Annotated in this window: 19 protein-coding genes and 1 pseudogene; 8 read left to right on the forward strand and 12 right to left on the reverse strand. The window is 64.0% G+C overall.

Translation table 11 applies throughout. The features are described 5' to 3' along the window. Positions 1-54: 54 nt before the first annotated feature. The gene (gene pmbA / locus CI15_RS11875; protein WP_013090106.1) at positions 55-1,425 is read right to left on the reverse strand and encodes a metalloprotease PmbA; all 1,371 of its coding nucleotides are present in this window, start codon (positions 1,423-1,425) and stop codon (positions 55-57) included. A 149-nt stretch (positions 1,426-1,574) separates the two neighbouring features. Between pmbA and yjgA the strand changes: the two genes are divergently transcribed. Continuing rightward, on the forward strand, positions 1,575-2,192 hold the full coding sequence (yjgA, locus tag CI15_RS11880; RefSeq protein WP_062127925.1) for a ribosome biogenesis factor YjgA: 618 nt from the start codon (positions 1,575-1,577) through the stop codon (positions 2,190-2,192). Then, positions 2,173-2,814 (forward strand): molybdopterin adenylyltransferase, encoded by a 642-nt coding sequence (mog, locus tag CI15_RS11885; RefSeq protein ID WP_075643692.1) that lies wholly within the window; start codon positions 2,173-2,175, stop codon positions 2,812-2,814. Before yjgA ends, mog begins: the two co-directional genes overlap by 20 nt. A 38-nt stretch (positions 2,815-2,852) precedes the next feature. On the opposite strand, the gene orn is transcribed toward mog, so the two are convergent. Beyond that, complete coding sequence (gene orn / locus CI15_RS11890; protein ID WP_062127927.1) at positions 2,853-3,464, reverse strand: oligoribonuclease; 612 nt, start codon at positions 3,462-3,464, stop codon at positions 2,853-2,855. A 202-nt stretch (positions 3,465-3,666) separates the two neighbouring features. On the opposite strand from orn, the gene CI15_RS11895 reads away from it, so the two are divergent. The 3 genes from CI15_RS11895 to CI15_RS11905 are packed head-to-tail and all read left to right on the forward strand — an operon-like array spanning position 3,667 to position 6,222. Continuing rightward, positions 3,667-4,926, forward strand: coding sequence for a M48 family metallopeptidase (locus tag CI15_RS11895; RefSeq protein WP_062127929.1), 1,260 nt, complete (start codon positions 3,667-3,669; stop codon positions 4,924-4,926). Next, positions 4,923-5,900 (forward strand): ribosome small subunit-dependent GTPase A, encoded by a 978-nt coding sequence (rsgA, locus tag CI15_RS11900; RefSeq protein ID WP_062127932.1) that lies wholly within the window; start codon positions 4,923-4,925, stop codon positions 5,898-5,900. The genes CI15_RS11895 and rsgA overlap by 4 nt, the downstream gene beginning before the upstream one ends. Position 5,901: 1 nt before the next feature. Further along, complete coding sequence (locus tag CI15_RS11905) at positions 5,902-6,222, forward strand: putative signal transducing protein (protein ID WP_062127934.1); 321 nt, start codon at positions 5,902-5,904, stop codon at positions 6,220-6,222. Between the two features lie 73 nt (positions 6,223-6,295). Here the strand turns inward: CI15_RS11905 and CI15_RS11910 are convergent, their stop codons facing one another. The 7 genes from CI15_RS11910 to rpsP form a co-directional block, all read right to left on the reverse strand. Continuing rightward, positions 6,296-7,234 carry a CobD/CbiB family protein gene (locus tag CI15_RS11910; protein ID WP_062127936.1) on the reverse strand — a complete coding sequence of 313 codons (939 nt, stop codon included), beginning with the start codon at positions 7,232-7,234 and terminating at the stop codon, positions 6,296-6,298. A gap of 151 nt (positions 7,235-7,385) precedes the next feature. Continuing rightward, the gene (locus tag CI15_RS11915; protein WP_062127938.1) at positions 7,386-8,144 is read right to left on the reverse strand and encodes an NUDIX hydrolase; all 759 of its coding nucleotides are present in this window, start codon (positions 8,142-8,144) and stop codon (positions 7,386-7,388) included. Positions 8,145-8,237: 93 nt separating this feature from the next. Beyond that, positions 8,238-8,618, reverse strand: coding sequence for a 50S ribosomal protein L19 (gene rplS / locus CI15_RS11920; RefSeq protein WP_062127940.1), 381 nt, complete (start codon positions 8,616-8,618; stop codon positions 8,238-8,240). 152 nt (positions 8,619-8,770) lie between these two features. Next, positions 8,771-9,538: a tRNA (guanosine(37)-N1)-methyltransferase TrmD gene (gene trmD, locus CI15_RS11925; RefSeq protein WP_062127942.1), complete on the reverse strand. Its 768-nt coding sequence runs from the start codon at positions 9,536-9,538 to the stop codon at positions 8,771-8,773. Positions 9,539-9,563: 25 nt separating this feature from the next. Further along, positions 9,564-10,298 carry a ribosome maturation factor RimM gene (gene rimM, locus CI15_RS11930; RefSeq protein ID WP_062127944.1) on the reverse strand — a complete coding sequence of 245 codons (735 nt, stop codon included), beginning with the start codon at positions 10,296-10,298 and terminating at the stop codon, positions 9,564-9,566. Then, positions 10,291-10,419 (reverse strand): hypothetical protein, encoded by a 129-nt coding sequence (locus CI15_RS38030; protein WP_277621032.1) that lies wholly within the window; start codon positions 10,417-10,419, stop codon positions 10,291-10,293. Before CI15_RS38030 ends, rimM begins: the two co-directional genes overlap by 8 nt. A 13-nt stretch (positions 10,420-10,432) precedes the next feature. Continuing rightward, positions 10,433-10,687 (reverse strand): 30S ribosomal protein S16, encoded by a 255-nt coding sequence (gene rpsP / locus CI15_RS11935; protein WP_008923497.1) that lies wholly within the window; start codon positions 10,685-10,687, stop codon positions 10,433-10,435. 221 nt (positions 10,688-10,908) lie between these two features. Here rpsP and CI15_RS11940 point away from each other — a divergent pair, with 221 nt between their 5' ends. Further along, positions 10,909-12,042, forward strand: coding sequence for a PQQ-dependent sugar dehydrogenase (locus CI15_RS11940; protein ID WP_062127946.1), 1,134 nt, complete (start codon positions 10,909-10,911; stop codon positions 12,040-12,042). A 211-nt stretch (positions 12,043-12,253) separates the two neighbouring features. Further along, complete coding sequence (locus tag CI15_RS11945) at positions 12,254-12,721, forward strand: NINE protein (protein WP_062127948.1); 468 nt, start codon at positions 12,254-12,256, stop codon at positions 12,719-12,721. A gap of 20 nt (positions 12,722-12,741) precedes the next feature. Here CI15_RS11945 and CI15_RS11950 read toward each other — a convergent pair whose 3' ends face one another. After that, complete coding sequence (locus CI15_RS11950) at positions 12,742-13,893, reverse strand: PA0069 family radical SAM protein (RefSeq protein WP_062127983.1); 1,152 nt, start codon at positions 13,891-13,893, stop codon at positions 12,742-12,744. 143 nt (positions 13,894-14,036) lie between these two features. Further along, a complete protein-coding gene (locus CI15_RS11955) occupies positions 14,037-14,525 on the reverse strand; it encodes an Lrp/AsnC ligand binding domain-containing protein (RefSeq protein ID WP_062127950.1) in 489 nt (162 codons plus the stop codon). A 180-nt stretch (positions 14,526-14,705) separates the two neighbouring features. On the opposite strand from CI15_RS11955, the gene CI15_RS11960 reads away from it, so the two are divergent. Further along, positions 14,706-15,992 carry a D-amino acid dehydrogenase gene (locus CI15_RS11960; RefSeq protein ID WP_062127952.1) on the forward strand — a complete coding sequence of 429 codons (1,287 nt, stop codon included), beginning with the start codon at positions 14,706-14,708 and terminating at the stop codon, positions 15,990-15,992. 120 nt (positions 15,993-16,112) lie between these two features. On the opposite strand, the pseudogene CI15_RS35285 reads toward CI15_RS11960, so the two are convergent. Then, positions 16,113-16,309: pseudogene (locus CI15_RS35285) on the reverse strand (IS3 family transposase); the annotation flags it as partial.

Raw genomic sequence — 16,309 nt, forward strand, 5'->3', positions numbered from 1 at the left:
CGTTGCGTGGCGTTTTCGTTTGATACAGGGCCGCGTTAGCGCAAGCCGCCGCGTTCACTGCCCTGCGATCGTCATCCGCTCGATCAGCACCGAGCCGGTCTGCTTGGTGCCGCGCGTGATCGTATCCGCGCCGATCGCGACGATATGGCGGAACATTTCCTGCAGCGTGCTCGCGACCGTGATCTCCTCGACCGGATACTGGATCTTGCCGTTCTCGACCCAGAAGCCCGACGCGCCGCGCGAGTAGTCGCCCGTCACGTAGTTGACGCCCTGCCCCATCAATTCGGTCAGCAACAGACCCGTGCCCAGCTTCTTCAGCATGGCCTCGAAATCGTCCTCGGGACGCGTGTTCGAGCTGAGCAGCGACAGGTTGTGCGAGCCGCCCGCGTTGCCGGTGGTCTTCATGCCGAGCTTGCGCGCCGAGTAGGTGGACAGGAAGTAGCCCTCGACGACGCCGTCCTTCACCACCGAGCGCTGACGCGTGCGCACGCCTTCCTCGTCGAACGGCGCGCTGCCCATCGCGCGCGCGACGTGCGGATCTTCGACCACCTGCACGTGCGGCGCGAACACCGGCTTGCCGAGGCTGTCGACCAGAAACGAGGTCTTGCGATACAGCGCGCCGCCGCTCGTCGCCTGAACGAACGCGCCGAGCAGGCCCGCCGCGAGCGGCGCCTCGAACAGCACCGGCACCTTGCGCGTGTCGAGCCCGCGCGCGCCGATGCGCGCGAGCGCGCGCTGCGCCGCGTAACGGCCGACCGCTTCGGGATCGGCGAGCTCGTCGGCGCTGCGCGTCGACGTGTACCAGTCGTCGCGCTGCATGTTGCGGCCGCTGCCGGCGATCGGCGCGCACGCGATGTAGTGGCGCGAATACGGGTAGCCGGCGAGGAAGCCGCGCGAGGTCGCCAGCACGAACTGCGAGTGCTGCGCCGACACGCTCGCGCCCTCGGAGTTCTTGATTTGCGGATCGGTCGCGAACGCGGCGTCTTCGGCGCGGCGCGCGATTTCGACCGCTTCGTCGGCCGACAGATTCCAGGGGTGATACAGATCGAGGTCGCGCGGCGCGGTTTCGAGCAGCTCGGCTTCGGCGAGGCCCGCGCAATCGTCTTCGGCGGTGAAGCGCGCGATGTTGTAGGCGGCCGCGACCGTGTCCTTCAATGCCTGCGGCGAGAAGTCCGACGTGCTCGCGTTGCCGCGCTTGTTGCCGATGAACACCGTCACGCCGACCATCTTGTCGCGGTTGTGCTCGATCGTCTCGACTTCGCCGCGCCGCACCGAGACCGACAGGCCATCGCCCTCGGAAATTTCGGTCGCGGCGTCGGTGCCGCCGAGCGCCTTCGCGTGACGCAGGATGTCGGAGGCGATTTCCTTCAGCTCGTCCTGGGTATGCGGAAAAAAGCGCTGCTTGACGTCCATGTCTGCTGCCATTGTGGTTGCCGTCCTGTTGGGGCCGCGCGGCCCGGGTATGCGCGCCGTATTCGGCGCAGGCGCGCGGGTGCGGGATAAATGCATCCCGCGATCATAGCAAGGTACGCGACCTCGCGGGTCAGGCCCGCTCGGCACGTTACAATACCGGTATGACACGCAAAACCCGCATTCAACCGATCGAATCCGTCGTCACGGAAGTCGACGAGAACGGCTACGATCGTCCGAGCAAGTCCCAGCTCAAGCGCGACATGCAAGCGCTGCAGGATCTGGGCGCGGCGCTCGTCGCGCTGCCGAAAGACGCGCTCAAGCGCATGCCGATGCCCGAAAAACTCGATGATGCCGTGCGCGAAGCACGCCGCATCACCGACCACGAAGGCAAGCGCCGCCAGATCCAGTACGTCGGCCGTGTAATGCGCACGCTGCTGGATGCCGAAACCGCCGCGCTGCGCACCGCGCTCGACAGCTACAACGGCGTCAACAAGGCGGAAACGGCGAAGCTTCACTGGATCGAGCGCACCCGCGAAAAACTGCTTGCCGACGACGCCGCGCTGACCGAATTCATCCGCAAGCACCCGGGCGCCGACCCGCAGCAGGGACGCACGCTGATCCGCAACGCGCGCAAGGAAGCGGAGCAGAGCAAGCCGCCGCGCTACTTCCGCGAACTGTTCCAGTGGATCAAGAACGCCGCCGGCACCGACGACGAAGCCGAAGACGTGAACGACGCCGACCTCGCTTCCGAACACGACGATGACGAGCGCGATGCCTGAGCAACGCAAGCAACGTACACACCCCGACGAAATCGTGATCGGCCTCGTGTCGATCAGCGACCGCGCGTCGACGGGCGTCTACGAGGACAAGGGCATTCCGGCGCTAGAGGAGTGGCTTGGCGCGGCCTTGAGTTCGCCGTGGCAGGTCGTCACGCGCCTGATCGCCGACGACGCGCCGACCATTTCGGCGACGCTGATCGAACTGGTCGACGAAGTGGGCTGCGATCTGGTGCTGACGACCGGCGGCACCGGCCCGTCGCGCCGCGACGTCACACCCGAGGCGACGCTCGCGGTCGCGACCAAGGAGATGCCCGGTTTCGGCGAGCAGATGCGGCAGATCAGCCTGAATTTCGTGCCGACCGCGATCCTGTCGCGCCAGGTCGCGGTAATCCGCGAAACGGCGCAGCACGCCGCGCTGATCATCAACCTGCCGGGCCAGCCGAAGTCGATCCGGGAAACGCTCGAAGGCCTGCGCGATGACGGCGCGGTCAAGGTGCCGGGAATTTTCGCGGCGGTGCCCTACTGCATCGACCTGATCGGCGGGCCGTACGTGGAAACCAACGCCGAGCTCGTCAAGGCGTTCCGGCCGAAGAGCGCGCAACGCGCGCCGCGGCAGGACTGAAGTTCGTGGTTCAGGGCCTGCCGGGCAGGCCCGCGCGCTTACTGAGCGCTCGTGGCGGCATCGGGCGCCGACGGCACGAGGAAATGCTCGCGGTAGTACTTCAGTTCGTCGATCGACTCGTGGATATCGGCAAGCGCCGTGTGCATCGCGCGCTTCTGAAAGCCCTTGTAGATGACCGGCTGCCAGCGTCGGCACAGTTCCTTCAGCGTGCTTACGTCGAGGTTGCGGTAGTGGAAAAAGCTCTCCAGTTCCGGCATCCAGCGCGCCATGAAGCGGCGGTCCTGGCAGATCGAGTTGCCGCACATCGGCGACTTGCCCGGCGGCACGTACTGGCCGAGGAACTCGCGAATCTGCGCGGTCGCCTCGGCCTCACTGACCGTCGACGCCTTCACGCGATCGATCAGCCCCGAGCGGCCATGCGTGTTCTGGTTCCACTCGTCCATCTTCGCGAGCGTCTCATCGCTCTGATGAATCGCGAGCACCGGACCTTCGACCATCCTGTCGAGCGTCGAATTCGTCACCACCACCGCGATCTCGATGATGCGGTCGGTATCGGGCTCGAGCCCGGTCATTTCCATGTCCAGCCAGACGAGATTCATGTCGCTGCGCACGAGCGGCGGCTGTTCGGTGGATGCGAGGATGTCAGTCATGAAGGCAACCCTGAGGGCCGCACCGCGGGCTTCGCTGAAAGCCCGCGCGGCGCGGCATGTGTTCGTTTGAAATGGATTCGTTCGGTTCGAGTCGGTCCGGACGCGCGCAAGCGCTGCGTTGAACCGTCGCTTTGAACCTTATCTCCCGCCGCGAAGCGGGAAGAAACATATAATTCTCGCATAGATACCACGGAATCCCCGGATGCCTACCCTGTACTTCACCGCCCTGTTCGTCGTCGCCGTCGTCGCGATGGTCGGCACCAAACTCTGGCTCGCGTCGCGGCAGATCCGCTTCGTGGTCGCCCATCGCGAGCAAGTGCCGAGCCAGTTTGCGAACACCATCGCGCTCACCGCCCATCAGCGCGCGGCCGACTACACGGTCGAGCGCACGCGGCTTGCGATGGTCGAGATCGTCGTCGGCGCTGCGGTGCTGATCTGGCTCACGCTGCTCGGCGGCGTGCAAACGCTCGATCTCGCGATCTCCGACTGGCTCGGCCGCGGCTACCTCGGCCAGATCGCGCTCGTCGCCGCCGTGATCGCGATCACGAGCGCGATCGACCTGCCGTTCGAATACTACCGGCAGTTCGGCATCGAGCAGCGCTTCGGCTTCAACCGCATGAGTAAAAGCCTGTTCTTCTTCGACCGTCTGAAGGGCGCGTTGCTCGGCATCGCGTTCGGTCTGCCGCTGCTGTTCGTCGTGCTGTGGCTGATGAACCGCGCCGGCAACCTGTGGTGGCTGTGGGCCTGGGTCGTGTGGGTCGCCTTCCAGATGTTCGGCCTGCTGATTTTCCCGACCTTCATCGCGCCGCTCTTCAACAAGTTCGAGCCGCTCAAGGATGAAGCGCTCGTGACCCGCATCGAGGCGCTGATGCAACGCTGCGGTTTCGCCGCGAAGGGCCTGTTCGTGATGGACGGCAGCCGCCGCTCGGCGCACGGCAACGCCTACTTCACGGGCTTCGGCGCGAGCAAGCGCATCGTCTTCTTCGACACGCTGCTCGCGCGCCTGTCGGGCCGCGAAATCGAAGCGGTGCTCGCGCACGAACTGGGTCACTTCAAGCGCCGTCACGTGATGAAGCGCATGCTCGTCACGTTCGCGATCAGCCTCGCGATGCTCGCGCTGCTCGGCTGGCTCACGCAATGCGTGTGGTTCTACGAAGGGCTCGGCGTGCGGCCGTCGCTGATCGGCGGCAATAGCGGCCTTGCGCTGGTGCTGTTTTTCCTCGCGCTGCCGGTGTTCATGTTCTTCGTCACGCCGCTCGGCAGCCTCAGCTCGCGCAAGCACGAGTTCGAAGCGGACGCCTTCGCGGCAACGCAAACCGACGCGCAGGATCTCGTCAACGCGCTCGTCAAGCTGTATGAGGACAACGCGTCGACGCTGACGCCCGATCCGCTCTACACCGCGTTCTACTACTCCCACCCACCAGCCTCGCAGCGGATCGACCGACTGCTGCAGCACGCATGAGCGGCCGCGCCCCGAAGAAGACGTCGCGTGGCGCGCAAAGCGCGCGCATCGGCGGTCTCGTGGTGGCCGCGCATGGCCGCCACTATCTGGTCGCGCCCGAAGACGGCGGAGCGCTGCTGCAATGCTTTCCGCGTGGCAAGCGCAGCGAGGTCGCGGTCGGCGATCGCGTGATCTACGAGCCGACCTCGGCGGATCAAGGCGTGATCGTCGAAATCGGCGAGCGGCGCAATCTGCTGTATCGGTCGGATCAGTACAAGTCGAAGCTGTTCGCCGCGAACCTCGATCAGTTGCTGATCGTGCTCGCCACCGAGCCGCATTTCAGCGAGGATCTGCTCGGCCGTGCGCTCGTCGCCGCCGAGGCGAACGAGTTGAAGCCGCTGATCGTGCTGAACAAGATCGACGTGACCGCTGCTCTGGATGGCGCGCGCAAGCGGCTCGAGCCGTATCGCGCGCTCGGCTATCCGGTGCTCGAAGTGTCGATCCGCATGCAGCCCGAGGCGGCGCGCGCCACGTTGACCGACCATCTGCACGGTCACGCGACGCTGCTGCTCGGCCAGTCCGGCATGGGCAAATCGACGCTCGTGAATCTGCTGATTCCCGATGCCGAAGTCGCGACGCGCGAGATCTCGACCGCGTTGAACAGCGGGCGCCACACGACGACGTTCACGCGTCTTTATCCGCTGCCAAAGTCGGACGGTACGGCTGGCGTGAATGACGTCAACGGTGCGGCCGGCGCGCTGATCGACTCGCCGGGCTTCCAGGAATTCGGCTTGCACCATCTGACCGAAGGACGGCTCGAACGCGCGTTCCCCGAGTTCCGGCCGCTGCTGCCGAACTGCCGTTTCTACAACTGCCATCATCTGCACGAGCCTGGCTGCGCGATCCTCGAAGCGGTCGCCGACGGCCGCATTCGCCGTGAACGGCATGCGCTGTATGCGCAGCTCGTGCACGAGGCAAGCCAGATCGTCCGCTGATATGAAACTGATGCGCGCGCCGAACCTGATCATTGGGCAGCATTGGGTCAACGTGCTGGAGACCGCGGGCATCGCGTGCGAGTTGCACAACCGCTATCTGAACGGCGCGCTCGGCGAGATTCCGGCCGATCAGTGCGCGCCGGAGCTATGGCTCGTCGACGAGCGCGACGAGGTGATCGCGCGGCGGCTGATCGAAGCGGCATCGCGAGGGCCGGCGCCTGGTGCGCCTCAGTGGCAATGTCAGCAGTGCGGCGAGATGCTCGAGGCGCAGTTCACCGTGTGCTGGCAATGCGGAACCGCGCGGGATCCGTTGCTGGGGTGAAGCGCCGGCGGAATTGAAAAAGCCGGGCATGCCCGGCTTTTTTTCGCGCTGTTGCGCTAACCGCGTGACCACGTCACCCGAGCCACACCGCGATGGTCAGCATCAACAGCAGGATCATCCACAGCACGACCGCGCGCCACACGAGCCCCACCGCCGATTGCAGCGTGCGCGGCGTGCAGTCGTCGCCGACCTGCATCGGACCGCCGTCGCCGGTGGCGAGCGCGTCGAGGCTCGAGGGTTCCGCGAGCGGGCCGGCCAGGCGCGCGCCGAGCGCCCCGCTGCCCGTGGCGAGCAACACGCCGTCATTCGTGTCAGGCCACTGCCGCGCATGATTGCGCCACGCGTAAATCGCGTCCTCGAAATTGCCGACGATCGCAAAGCCCAGCGACGTCAGCCGTGCCGGCACCCAATCGATCACGAAGAACGCGCGCTGGGCGAAGCTCGAAAACGCGACCGTGCGGTCGTCGGCCGGGCGCGCCCATGCGCGTGCGAGGTACTCCGCGCAACGGTACAGCACCGCGCCGGCGGGACCGACCGGAATCAGGAACCAGAAGAACACACCGAACACGTGGCGATGCGATGCGACCACCGCGTGGATCAGCGTATGACGCACGATTTCGCTGACCGGCATGTCGACGGTATCGAGGCCCGTCCATTCGTTGAGAATTTCGCGCGCACGCGGCACGTCGTCGTTGTTCAGCGCGAGATGGATGTCGGTGAAATAGTGGCTGAACTGCCGGAAACCGAGCGTGAAGTACAGCACCACGACGTTCCACAGGAACGCGAGCAGAAAGTGAATGTGATAGAGGACGTAGTAGACGAGCGCGACCGCGAGCGTCCAGGGCACCACCACGACGAGCCACGCGAGCAGACCGTGGCGCTGCTTGCCGGCATCGAATCCGTGCGCCGCCGACTCCGCATGGTATTGAAGCAACGCGGACAGCGGATTGTTCGGCGACAACGCGCGTACCTGTTCGATGATCAGAGCCAGCAATACGGAGAAAAAAGTCATGCGATGCGCCGTGCTTTTTAAGTTTTTACGATTGTTTTATAACGATAGCACAGGGTCGGATTAGTCTGAGCAAGCAAGCTGACAAAGCGCCGACAAGTGCGTCGTTCGCGCAACTGCGCAGCCCTCGACGCGTCGATGCGAGTCGTATCGCTCATGCGGCGAGGAAGCGGTACAGGTTGCGCAGCATCGCGGCCGTCGCGCCCCAGATGAAATGGTGGCCATCCTGCGTGGCTGCTGGCCTGACCGTCTGCGTGTCTTGCGCGCCATGCTGCCCTGCCGCTTCGGAAGTTACCGTCGATTCGCCACGTGGATACGGCATCGCGAAGAAGCGGCGCTCGCCACCTTCGTAGCGGAACAGGCGCTCTTCGTGGTTGGCCGGGTCCATCAGGAACGCGAGCGGCACCTCGAAGACCTCGGCCACTTCTAGCGTATCGATTTCGAGCGAGAACGGCGGGTGCACGAGAGCGATCACCGGCGATACGCAAAAACCGGTGCCAGTCAGATAGTCGGGCAACGCGCCAAGCACTTCGACGCGCGACGCGTCGAGGCCTACTTCTTCGCGCGCTTCGCGCAAGGCCGTTGCGGTCGCATCGGCGTCGAAGGGTTCCTGGCGACCGCCGGGGAAACTCACCTGGCCCGCGTGATCGTTCAGATGGTCGGCGCGCTGCGTGAGCAGCACGGTGAGGCCGCGCTCGCGGATGACGAGCGGCACCAGTACCGCGGCCACGCGCGGATCGAGTTCGGGATTGCGCCACGGCGCATCGGCAATTTTTTCGGGCGTCCAGGCAAGCTGCCGTTCGAAGCGCGCCCGAAGTGCGTCGGGCGTCAGACGCGCGCCGGCGACCGGTGGCAAATCGGCGCCCGTCGCAATGACAGGCAGGGTCTCAGGCTCGAAAACGGGGCGGATCAACGGGTCTCTCTAATGAGCGGGGACATGCCGCTATTGTGACCTGGCAAACAAAAAAGCACCCGCGAGGGGTGCTTTTTCTTACAGCATTTACGCTTAGGAAGCAGCGCGGTCCTTCGAGACCAGCTTTTCCTTGATTCGAGCCGACTTGCCCGAACGCTCGCGCAGATAGTACAGCTTCGCACGACGCACATCGCCGCGACGCTTGACGACGATGCTTGCCAGCAGCGGCGAATACGTCTGGAACGTACGCTCGACGCCTTCGCCCGACGAAATCTTGCGGACGATGAACGACGAATTCAGACCACGGTTACGCTTGGCGATCACGACGCCTTCGTAAGCCTGCACACGCTTACGCGTGCCTTCAACCACGTTCACGCTAACGATGACCGTATCGCCCGGACCAAAATCCGGAATGGTCTTTTCGCCGAGAACGCGCGCGATTTCTTCCTGCTCGAGTTTTGCAATCAGATTCATCACTGACTCCTAGATCCATCTTGTCGGCGTTCGTACCTGCCTCACGCGCTGACTGCGTTCGGCTACGGCCCCGATAGAGGATGGGTTCACATCTGGCGCCGCACACGCATGTACGGCACCGCCTTGTGTCCGCTCGAAAGACCAGGGCCTTACTACGCCTTCGGCTCTTCCTTCGCGAGACTTGTGAGCCACGCCTCGTCGGCACGGCTCAGCATTCTGTTCTTTCTGGCCTTCACGATCAGATCGGGCCGTTTGTTCAGCGTGTTGCGCAACGCTTCGCGCCGCCGCCACGCTTCGATTTCCGCATGATGACCGCCGAGCAGCACATCAGGCACCCGCACACCCTCGTATTCCTCGGGACGCGTGTAATGCGGACAATCGAGCAGCACGTCGACGAAACTGTCCTGCACCGCCGACTGCGAGTCGTTGAGCACGCCAGGCAACTGACGCACGACGGCGTCCATCAATGCCATCGCGGGCAACTCGCCGCCCGACAGCACGAAGTCGCCAAGGCTGACCTCCTCGTCGACGATACGATCGAGCAGGCGCTGGTCGATCGCTTCGTAACGCCCGCACAACAGGATCAGACCGGGTTCAGCGGCGAACTTCATCACGCGCTCGTGATTCAGTGTGGCGCCTTGTGGCGACATCATCACGACGCGCGATGCGCCGATGCCCTGCTCCGACTGCGCCGCTTTCGCGGCGTTGATCGCGTCTTCGAGCGGCCGGGCCAGCATTACCATGCCGGGACCGCCGCCATACGGGCGATCGTCGATCGTGCGGTAGTTGTCGGTCGTGAAATCGCGCGGATTCCACGTGCGCAACCCATAACGCTGCTGCTTCGCGGCCCGGCTGGTGATACCCCAGTCGGTCAACGCGCGGAACATTTCTGGAAAGAGCGTCACGACATCGAACTGCATCGCTCTCCCCATTCAACGAAAGATTTCAATAGTCAGCATCCCAGTCGACGACGATCTGCTTCGCCGTCTGGTCCACCGTTTTGACGAAGACGCCGACGAACGGGATCAAACGCTCGCCCGCGACCGGCTTGCCGCTTTTGTCGATAGCCGGATATTCGATGCGCAGCACCGACTGCGCACCGTTGTCGATCATGCTGGCGACCTTGCCGAGGTTGAGCCCGGCGAGATTCACCACGTCCAGGCCGATCAGATCGACCCAGTAGAATTCGTCGGCTTCGAGCACCGGAAATTCGCTGCGGCTGACGTACACGCGAGAGCCGCGCAAAGCCAGCGCCACATCGCGGTCAGCGATGCCACCCAAACGGGCAACCACGCTGTCGCTATGCGTTTTGGCCTGCAGGGACGGCGCCGAACTGCGCTCCTGGCCTTTCAGGAGCCACCAGCGCTTCGCGCTCAACAAGGCGTCGCCACCCTGCCCGGTATCCGCGTGAGCGGCTACCTTGACCCAGCCCTTGAGACCATAAGCGTCGACGATTGCACCGACCTCGACCGCATCGGCCGGCCAGCTTGCAGCCGTTTCGACGCGCATTTCTGCAGCTTCGGAAGCGGCGTTGGCGACTTTCGCTTGCGCCTCTTTCGACTCGCCGTCGGTTCGCTCGACCGGTTTGCGGACGAATGCGCCGAACGACGCCTGACCAGACGCCTTTGCGCGCGAAGCTGCCTTGGCGCGACCAGAACTGCCGGAATCACGCTCAGACATCGAATAACCTCGAGAACAACTTCGCAGCCTGCGTTGGCGTCTGCTTCAGTAAAACAAACTGCGCATCGGACTGCTCACGCAAGCTGCGCGAGCCGCCGGCCGAACCGACGACGATACGCATGCGGGCCGCCATATCAAGCAGCCGGCTGCGCCTTTTGCGCTTCTTTCACGAGACGTGCGACGGTCGGCGACAGTTGCGCGCCAACACCTTGCCAGTACGTCAGGCGATCCTGAGCGATACGCAGGGACTCGCCCTTCGTAGCGACCGGGTTGTAGAAACCGACGCGCTCAATGAAGCGGCCGTCACGACGGCTGCGCGAGTCAGTGGCGACGATGTTGTAGAACGGGCGCTTCTTGGAGCCGCCACGAGCCAAGCGGATGATGACCATACTAGAATCCTTGAAAACCGGGGTTCGGAACGACTGAAACACGCGATTATAGCGGGAAACCGACGCCATAACAAACACTTACCGGGATAAACTGAGGAACGGGGCTCCGCTGGCCTTCCACAAGAGGTGCGCGAACCCGCCCGAACGCCCGATTTACCTGAAGGAGCGCCCGTGCAACGTCAGCCGATGCTGCCAGTTTCGTCAATTTTTTTGCCTTTTTCGTGCGCGTTGCCGGTCTTGTCCGCACGGCGCGCAGCCGGAGTCTACGCGTGGCAGCCGCAGCGGCGCTCGCCGCGCAGGCGTTGACGGCAAGCGCCGCGCTGCCGATCGAAAAAATCAAGCTGCCGCCGGGCTTTCACATCGAGGTGTTGTCGGACGACGTGTCGAGCGCACGCGCGATGACACTATCACCCAAGAACATTCTCTATGTGGGTAGCATGGATGGCCACGTCTATGCGCTCGAACTGAGCAACGGCCGCGTGACGGGCCGTCACGTGATTGCGACCGGGTTGCAGATGCCCGTCGGCGTCGCGTGGCGCGACGGCGCGCTTTATGTGTCGGCCGTGTCGAAAATAGTGCGCTTCGATGCGATCGACTCGCATCTGAACGATCCGCCGAAACCCGTCGTCATCACCGACAAGATGCCCACGGAGACGCATCACGGCTGGAAATTCATCGCGTTCGGCCCGGATGGCAAGCTGTACGTACCGCAAGGCGCGCCGTGCAACATTTGTGACAAGGATCCGGACCGCTTCGCGCTAATTGGTCGAATGGACCCGGACGGCAGCCACTACGAGGTCGTCGCGCGCGGCATCCGGAATTCGGTCGGCCTCGCATGGCATCCGGTCACGCGCGAGCTGTGGTTCACCGACAACGGTCGCGACCTGCTCGGCGACGATATTCCGAGCGACAAGCTCAACCGCGCGCCGCGGCTCGGCATGAATTTCGGTTTTCCGTACTGCCACGGCGGCGATACGCCCGATCCCGAATACGGCAAGGATCATCCGTGCAGCGCGTTCACGCCGCCGGTGGTCCAGCTTGGCGCGCACGTGGCATCACTTGGCATGCGCTTCTATGACGGCCCGATGTTTCCGGCCAACTATCGCAACAACATCTTCATCGCCGAGCACGGCTCGTGGAACCGCAGCAAGAAAGTCGGCTACCGGGTCGTTCGCGTGATCACCGATCCGGACGGCAGCCACGCGCGCCAGCAGGTCTTCGCCGAAGGCTGGCTGCAACCCGGCGAATCGGTCTGGGGTCGCCCCGCCGACGTGCTGCCGCTGCCGGACGGTTCACTGTTGATCAGCGACGATACCGCCGGCGCGATCTATCGCGTCACGTATTCGGCGCCTTAGCGGGCGAGCGAACGCAAGCACGCATGCATGTCCGGCTGAACGGTCTCGCCTACCGTGACCTCAGCCGGGCGCCTGTCGCCGCCCCGCATTCAACCCCGGCGCTCCCCCCCGCTACGTGGCCACCCACCCGCCACAGGCGTAGAATGCGCGTCGTTCCGCGCCCCGCGGCACGCCGCTCCTTGCGACCGCCTATCACTCTGCCCACGCGTTCATGTCCACCGTTGCCTCGACTTCTCCGCGCTTCAGATCCAAGACGCTCACCGCCGCGTTGGCGTTCCTGTTCGGCAGCCTCGGCGCCCACCGTTTCTATCTGTACGGCATCCGGGACATCTACGGCTGGGCGCATCTGCTCGGCACGCTGATCGGCATTCCCGGCGTGATGCTGCTCGTCGCGACCGAGCGCGCGTCGATCCTCGGCTGGGTGCTGGCGACGATTGGCGCAGTATCGGTGTTTGCCGCCTTTCTGGCGGCGCTCGTCTACGGGCTTCGTCCGGATCAGAAATGGGATGCGCAATTCAACGCCCACACGCAACGCAAAAGCCGCTCGGGGTGGACAGTCATCTTCGTCGTGATCTTTTCGCTGCTGATCGGCGCGTTCCTGCTGATGACAGGTCTCGCGCTCGGGTTCCAAACCTACTTCGAAAGTCAGGTCGAAGCGGCCAAAGCGATCTCGCAGTAAGGCCCGTCGGTTCCGGGACGCTAGAACAGCCTCAGTTGCGGATTGTCACGCGCCGGCGCGTTTGCCTGCTCGGGGCGCGGCGGCTCGATCCGGCGGAAATGCGACATGTCGAGAATGCCGCGCTCGCGCTCGTTCAGCCCCAAACGGCGCACAGCCTTGTGAAAACGCTGCCTGAGCAGATCCGCCCATAGCCCCTCTCCCTTCATACGGGTCGAGAACGACGAGTCGTAGTCTTTGCCGCCCCTCATATCGCGCACACGGCTCATCACGCGATCGGCCCGATCCGGGAAATGTGCGCTCAGCCAATCCTTGAACAGCGGCGCGACCTCCCACGGTAGCCGCAACACGATATAGCTCGCGTTGCTGGCTCCCGCTTGCGCGCACGCTTCGAGCACGCGCTCCATGTCCGGTTCGGTGACGAACGGGATCACCGGCGCGATGCTGACGCCGACCGGAATGCCCGCCTCGCTGAGCGTGCGGATCGTGCGCAGCCGGCGCGACGGCGTGGCCGCGCGCGGTTCGAGCGTGCGCGCGATCTCGGCGTCAAGCGTGGTAATCGTGATCGCCGCCATGAACTGCCCGCGCTCGGCCATCGGCGCGAGCAGGTCGATGTCGCGCTCAATCAGTGACGATTTGGTGATCGCCGCGAACGGGTGGTTGCGCTCGCTGAGCACCTCGACAACACGACGCGTAAGCCGCAAGTCGCGTTCGGCCGGCTGCCATGCATCGGTGGCGACGCCGAGCGCGATCGGCTCCGGCACATACGACTTCTTCGACAGTTCCCGCTCGAGCAACTCCGGCGCGTTGATCTTGGCGTAGATGCGGCTTTCGAAATCGAGCCCCGGCGACAAGCCCAAATAGCTGTGCGTGGGCCGCGCGAAGCAGTAGATGCAGCCGTGCTCGCAGCCGCGGTACGGATTCAGCGACACATTGAACGGAATGTCCGGCGACGCGTTGCGCGTGAGGATCGTTTTCGCGCGCTCCTCGAACACCTGTGTGCGCAGGACCTTCGGCTCGCCGTCTTCGTCCGCCGTCTGCCAGCCGTCGTCAACCGCTTCTCGCTGGTCGACTTCGTAGCGGCCTTGCAGGTTCGTGACCGCGCCCCGCCCCTTGCGAGGCGCCGGCGGCGCGATCGGAAATTCCGGAACGTCAGGGGTGTCGGGGTCATCCACGGCGGGCCACACAAGCAAACGCAAACAGGAAGCGCCAAAAGAAACGGCGCAAAACACCTGTATAAATATACAGTGTTTACGCCGTTTGTCGAGCACTTCGTTGCGCCAGCGGTGCGCGCTCAGCTTTACCTGTTAGCCGGCACTTACTCGCCGACCGCGATCGTCAGCGTCTCCTTGATCTCCTCCATCACCACATAGCTCTTCGACTGCACCGCGCCCGGCAACTGCAGCAGGATGTCGCCGAGCAGCTTGCGATAGTCGGCCATTTCGCCGATGCGCGCCTTGATCAGATAGTCGAAATCGCCCGACACGAGGTGGCACTCGAGCACCTCGGGGATCTTCTGCACCTCGCGGCGGAACTGGTCGAACATGTTGCCGCTCTTGTGATCGAGCGTGATCTCGACGAACACGAGCAGCGCCGCGCCCAGCTCGGCCGGGTTCACGCGCGCGTAGTAGCCGGTGATCACGCCATCGCGCTCCATCCGCTTGACCCGCTCGATGCATGGCGTCACCGACAGTCCCACCTGCTCCGCCAGATCCTTCATCGCCATTCGGCCATCCTGCTGCAGGAGCCGCAGGATCTTGTGATCGAGCTTGTCGAGAGCCCGCACGGGTTGGCGTTGGGTGCGCATGGTGTTTTTTCTAAAAATGATGAAAATACGATAACAAAACCTACCTGACTGTTAATAGTATAGCGGTTAACACTGGGCATACAGCATTCCACCTTGCGTTACAGCTCGTTGAGTCGAATCCGATTGAAACCAGCCGCGAGCGCCTTGCCCTCACTCAATTTTCGAATCCCTGGAGCAGCTATGCGAGTCGTCGTTTTGGGCAGTGGCGTAGTCGGTGTGACGAGCGCGTACTACCTCGCGCGCGCCGGTCACGAAGTGACCGTCATCGATCGCGAGCCCGGCCCGGCGCTCGAAACCAGCTTTGCCAACGCCGGCCAGATCTCGCCAGGCTACGCGTCGCCGTGGGCCGCGCCCGGCGTGCCGCTGAAGGCCGTCAAGTGGATGTTCCAGAAGCACGCACCGCTCGCGATCCGCCTCGACGGCACCGCGTTCCAGCTCCAGTGGATGTGGCAGATGCTGCAAAACTGCACGGCGTCGCGTTATGCCGTGAACAAGGGCCGCATGGTGCGACTCGCCGAATACAGCCGCGATTGTCTGCAGGCGCTGCGTGCCGACACCGGCATCCAGTATGAAGGCCGCACCGGCGGCACGCTGCAGGTCTTTCGCACGCAGCAGCAGTTCGACGGCGCCGCGAAAGACATCGCCGTGCTTAAGGACGCCAACGTGCCGTACGAGCTGCTGTCGGCGGATGAACTCGCGAAGGCCGAGCCAGCGCTCGGCGCAGTGTCGAACAAGCTCACGGGCGGCCTGCGCCTGCCCGGCGACGAAACCGGCGACTGCCAGATGTTCACGACGCGCCTCGCCGCGCTCGCCGAACAGCTGGGCGTCAAGTTCCGCTACAACACGCCGATCGACGCACTCGCGATGGCCGGCGGCCGCATCGCCGGCGTGAAGTGCGGCGAGGAACTGGTGCGCGCGGATTCGTTCGTCGTCGCGCTCGGTTCGTACTCGACGCGTTTTCTCGACGGCATCGTGAAAATTCCGGTCTATCCGCTGAAGGGTTATTCGATCACCGCGCCGATCGTTGATGCGGCGGCCGCCCCGGTGTCGACCGTGCTCGATGAGACCTACAAGATCGCGATCACGCGCTTCGACGACCGGATTCGCGTCGGCGGCATGGCCGAGATCGTCGGCTTCGACAAATCGTTGCGCCAGGCGCGGCGCGAAACGCTCGAGTTGTGCGTGAACGACTTGTTCCCGGGCGGCGGCGACACCTCGAAGGCCACGTTCTGGACCGGCCTGCGGCCGATGACGCCGGACGGCACGCCGATCGTCGGCCGCACGCCGGTGCCGAACCTGTTCCTGAACACCGGCCACGGCACGCTCGGCTGGACGATGTCGTGCGGCTCGGGCCAACTGCTCGCCGACCTGATGTCGGGCAAGCAGCCGGCCATTCGCGCGAACGATCTGTCGGTGCATCGCTATCTCGGCGAAACCACGGGCGAGCATCGGCCGGCTTACGCCTGAGTTCGAGTGCATGCGCTGAGGCGGCGTTCGCCTCGTCGCAGTCCACGACAAACAGCAGCGGCAAAAGAAACGGCGCCTCGCGTGTGAAGTGACCCCGCAAAGTTGGACGGCCAGGTAATACTAGCCGACGAAGGGCTGAGTTCTGTACTTCACAGGGCTCAGCCCTTTTAGTTTGAGTCGTATCCGGTTGTGGTTGTAGTAGTGAATGTAGCGTTCAATGCCCGCCTGTAGATGGTCAATGCTGGCAAATTCATTCAGACGGAAGAACTACGAGATGAGTGACCAGCAGAAGATTACCAATGCTGCGTTATCGACAA

This window comes from Paraburkholderia monticola (assembly GCF_001580545.1).
Lineage (GTDB): Bacteria > Pseudomonadota > Gammaproteobacteria > Burkholderiales > Burkholderiaceae > Paraburkholderia > Paraburkholderia monticola.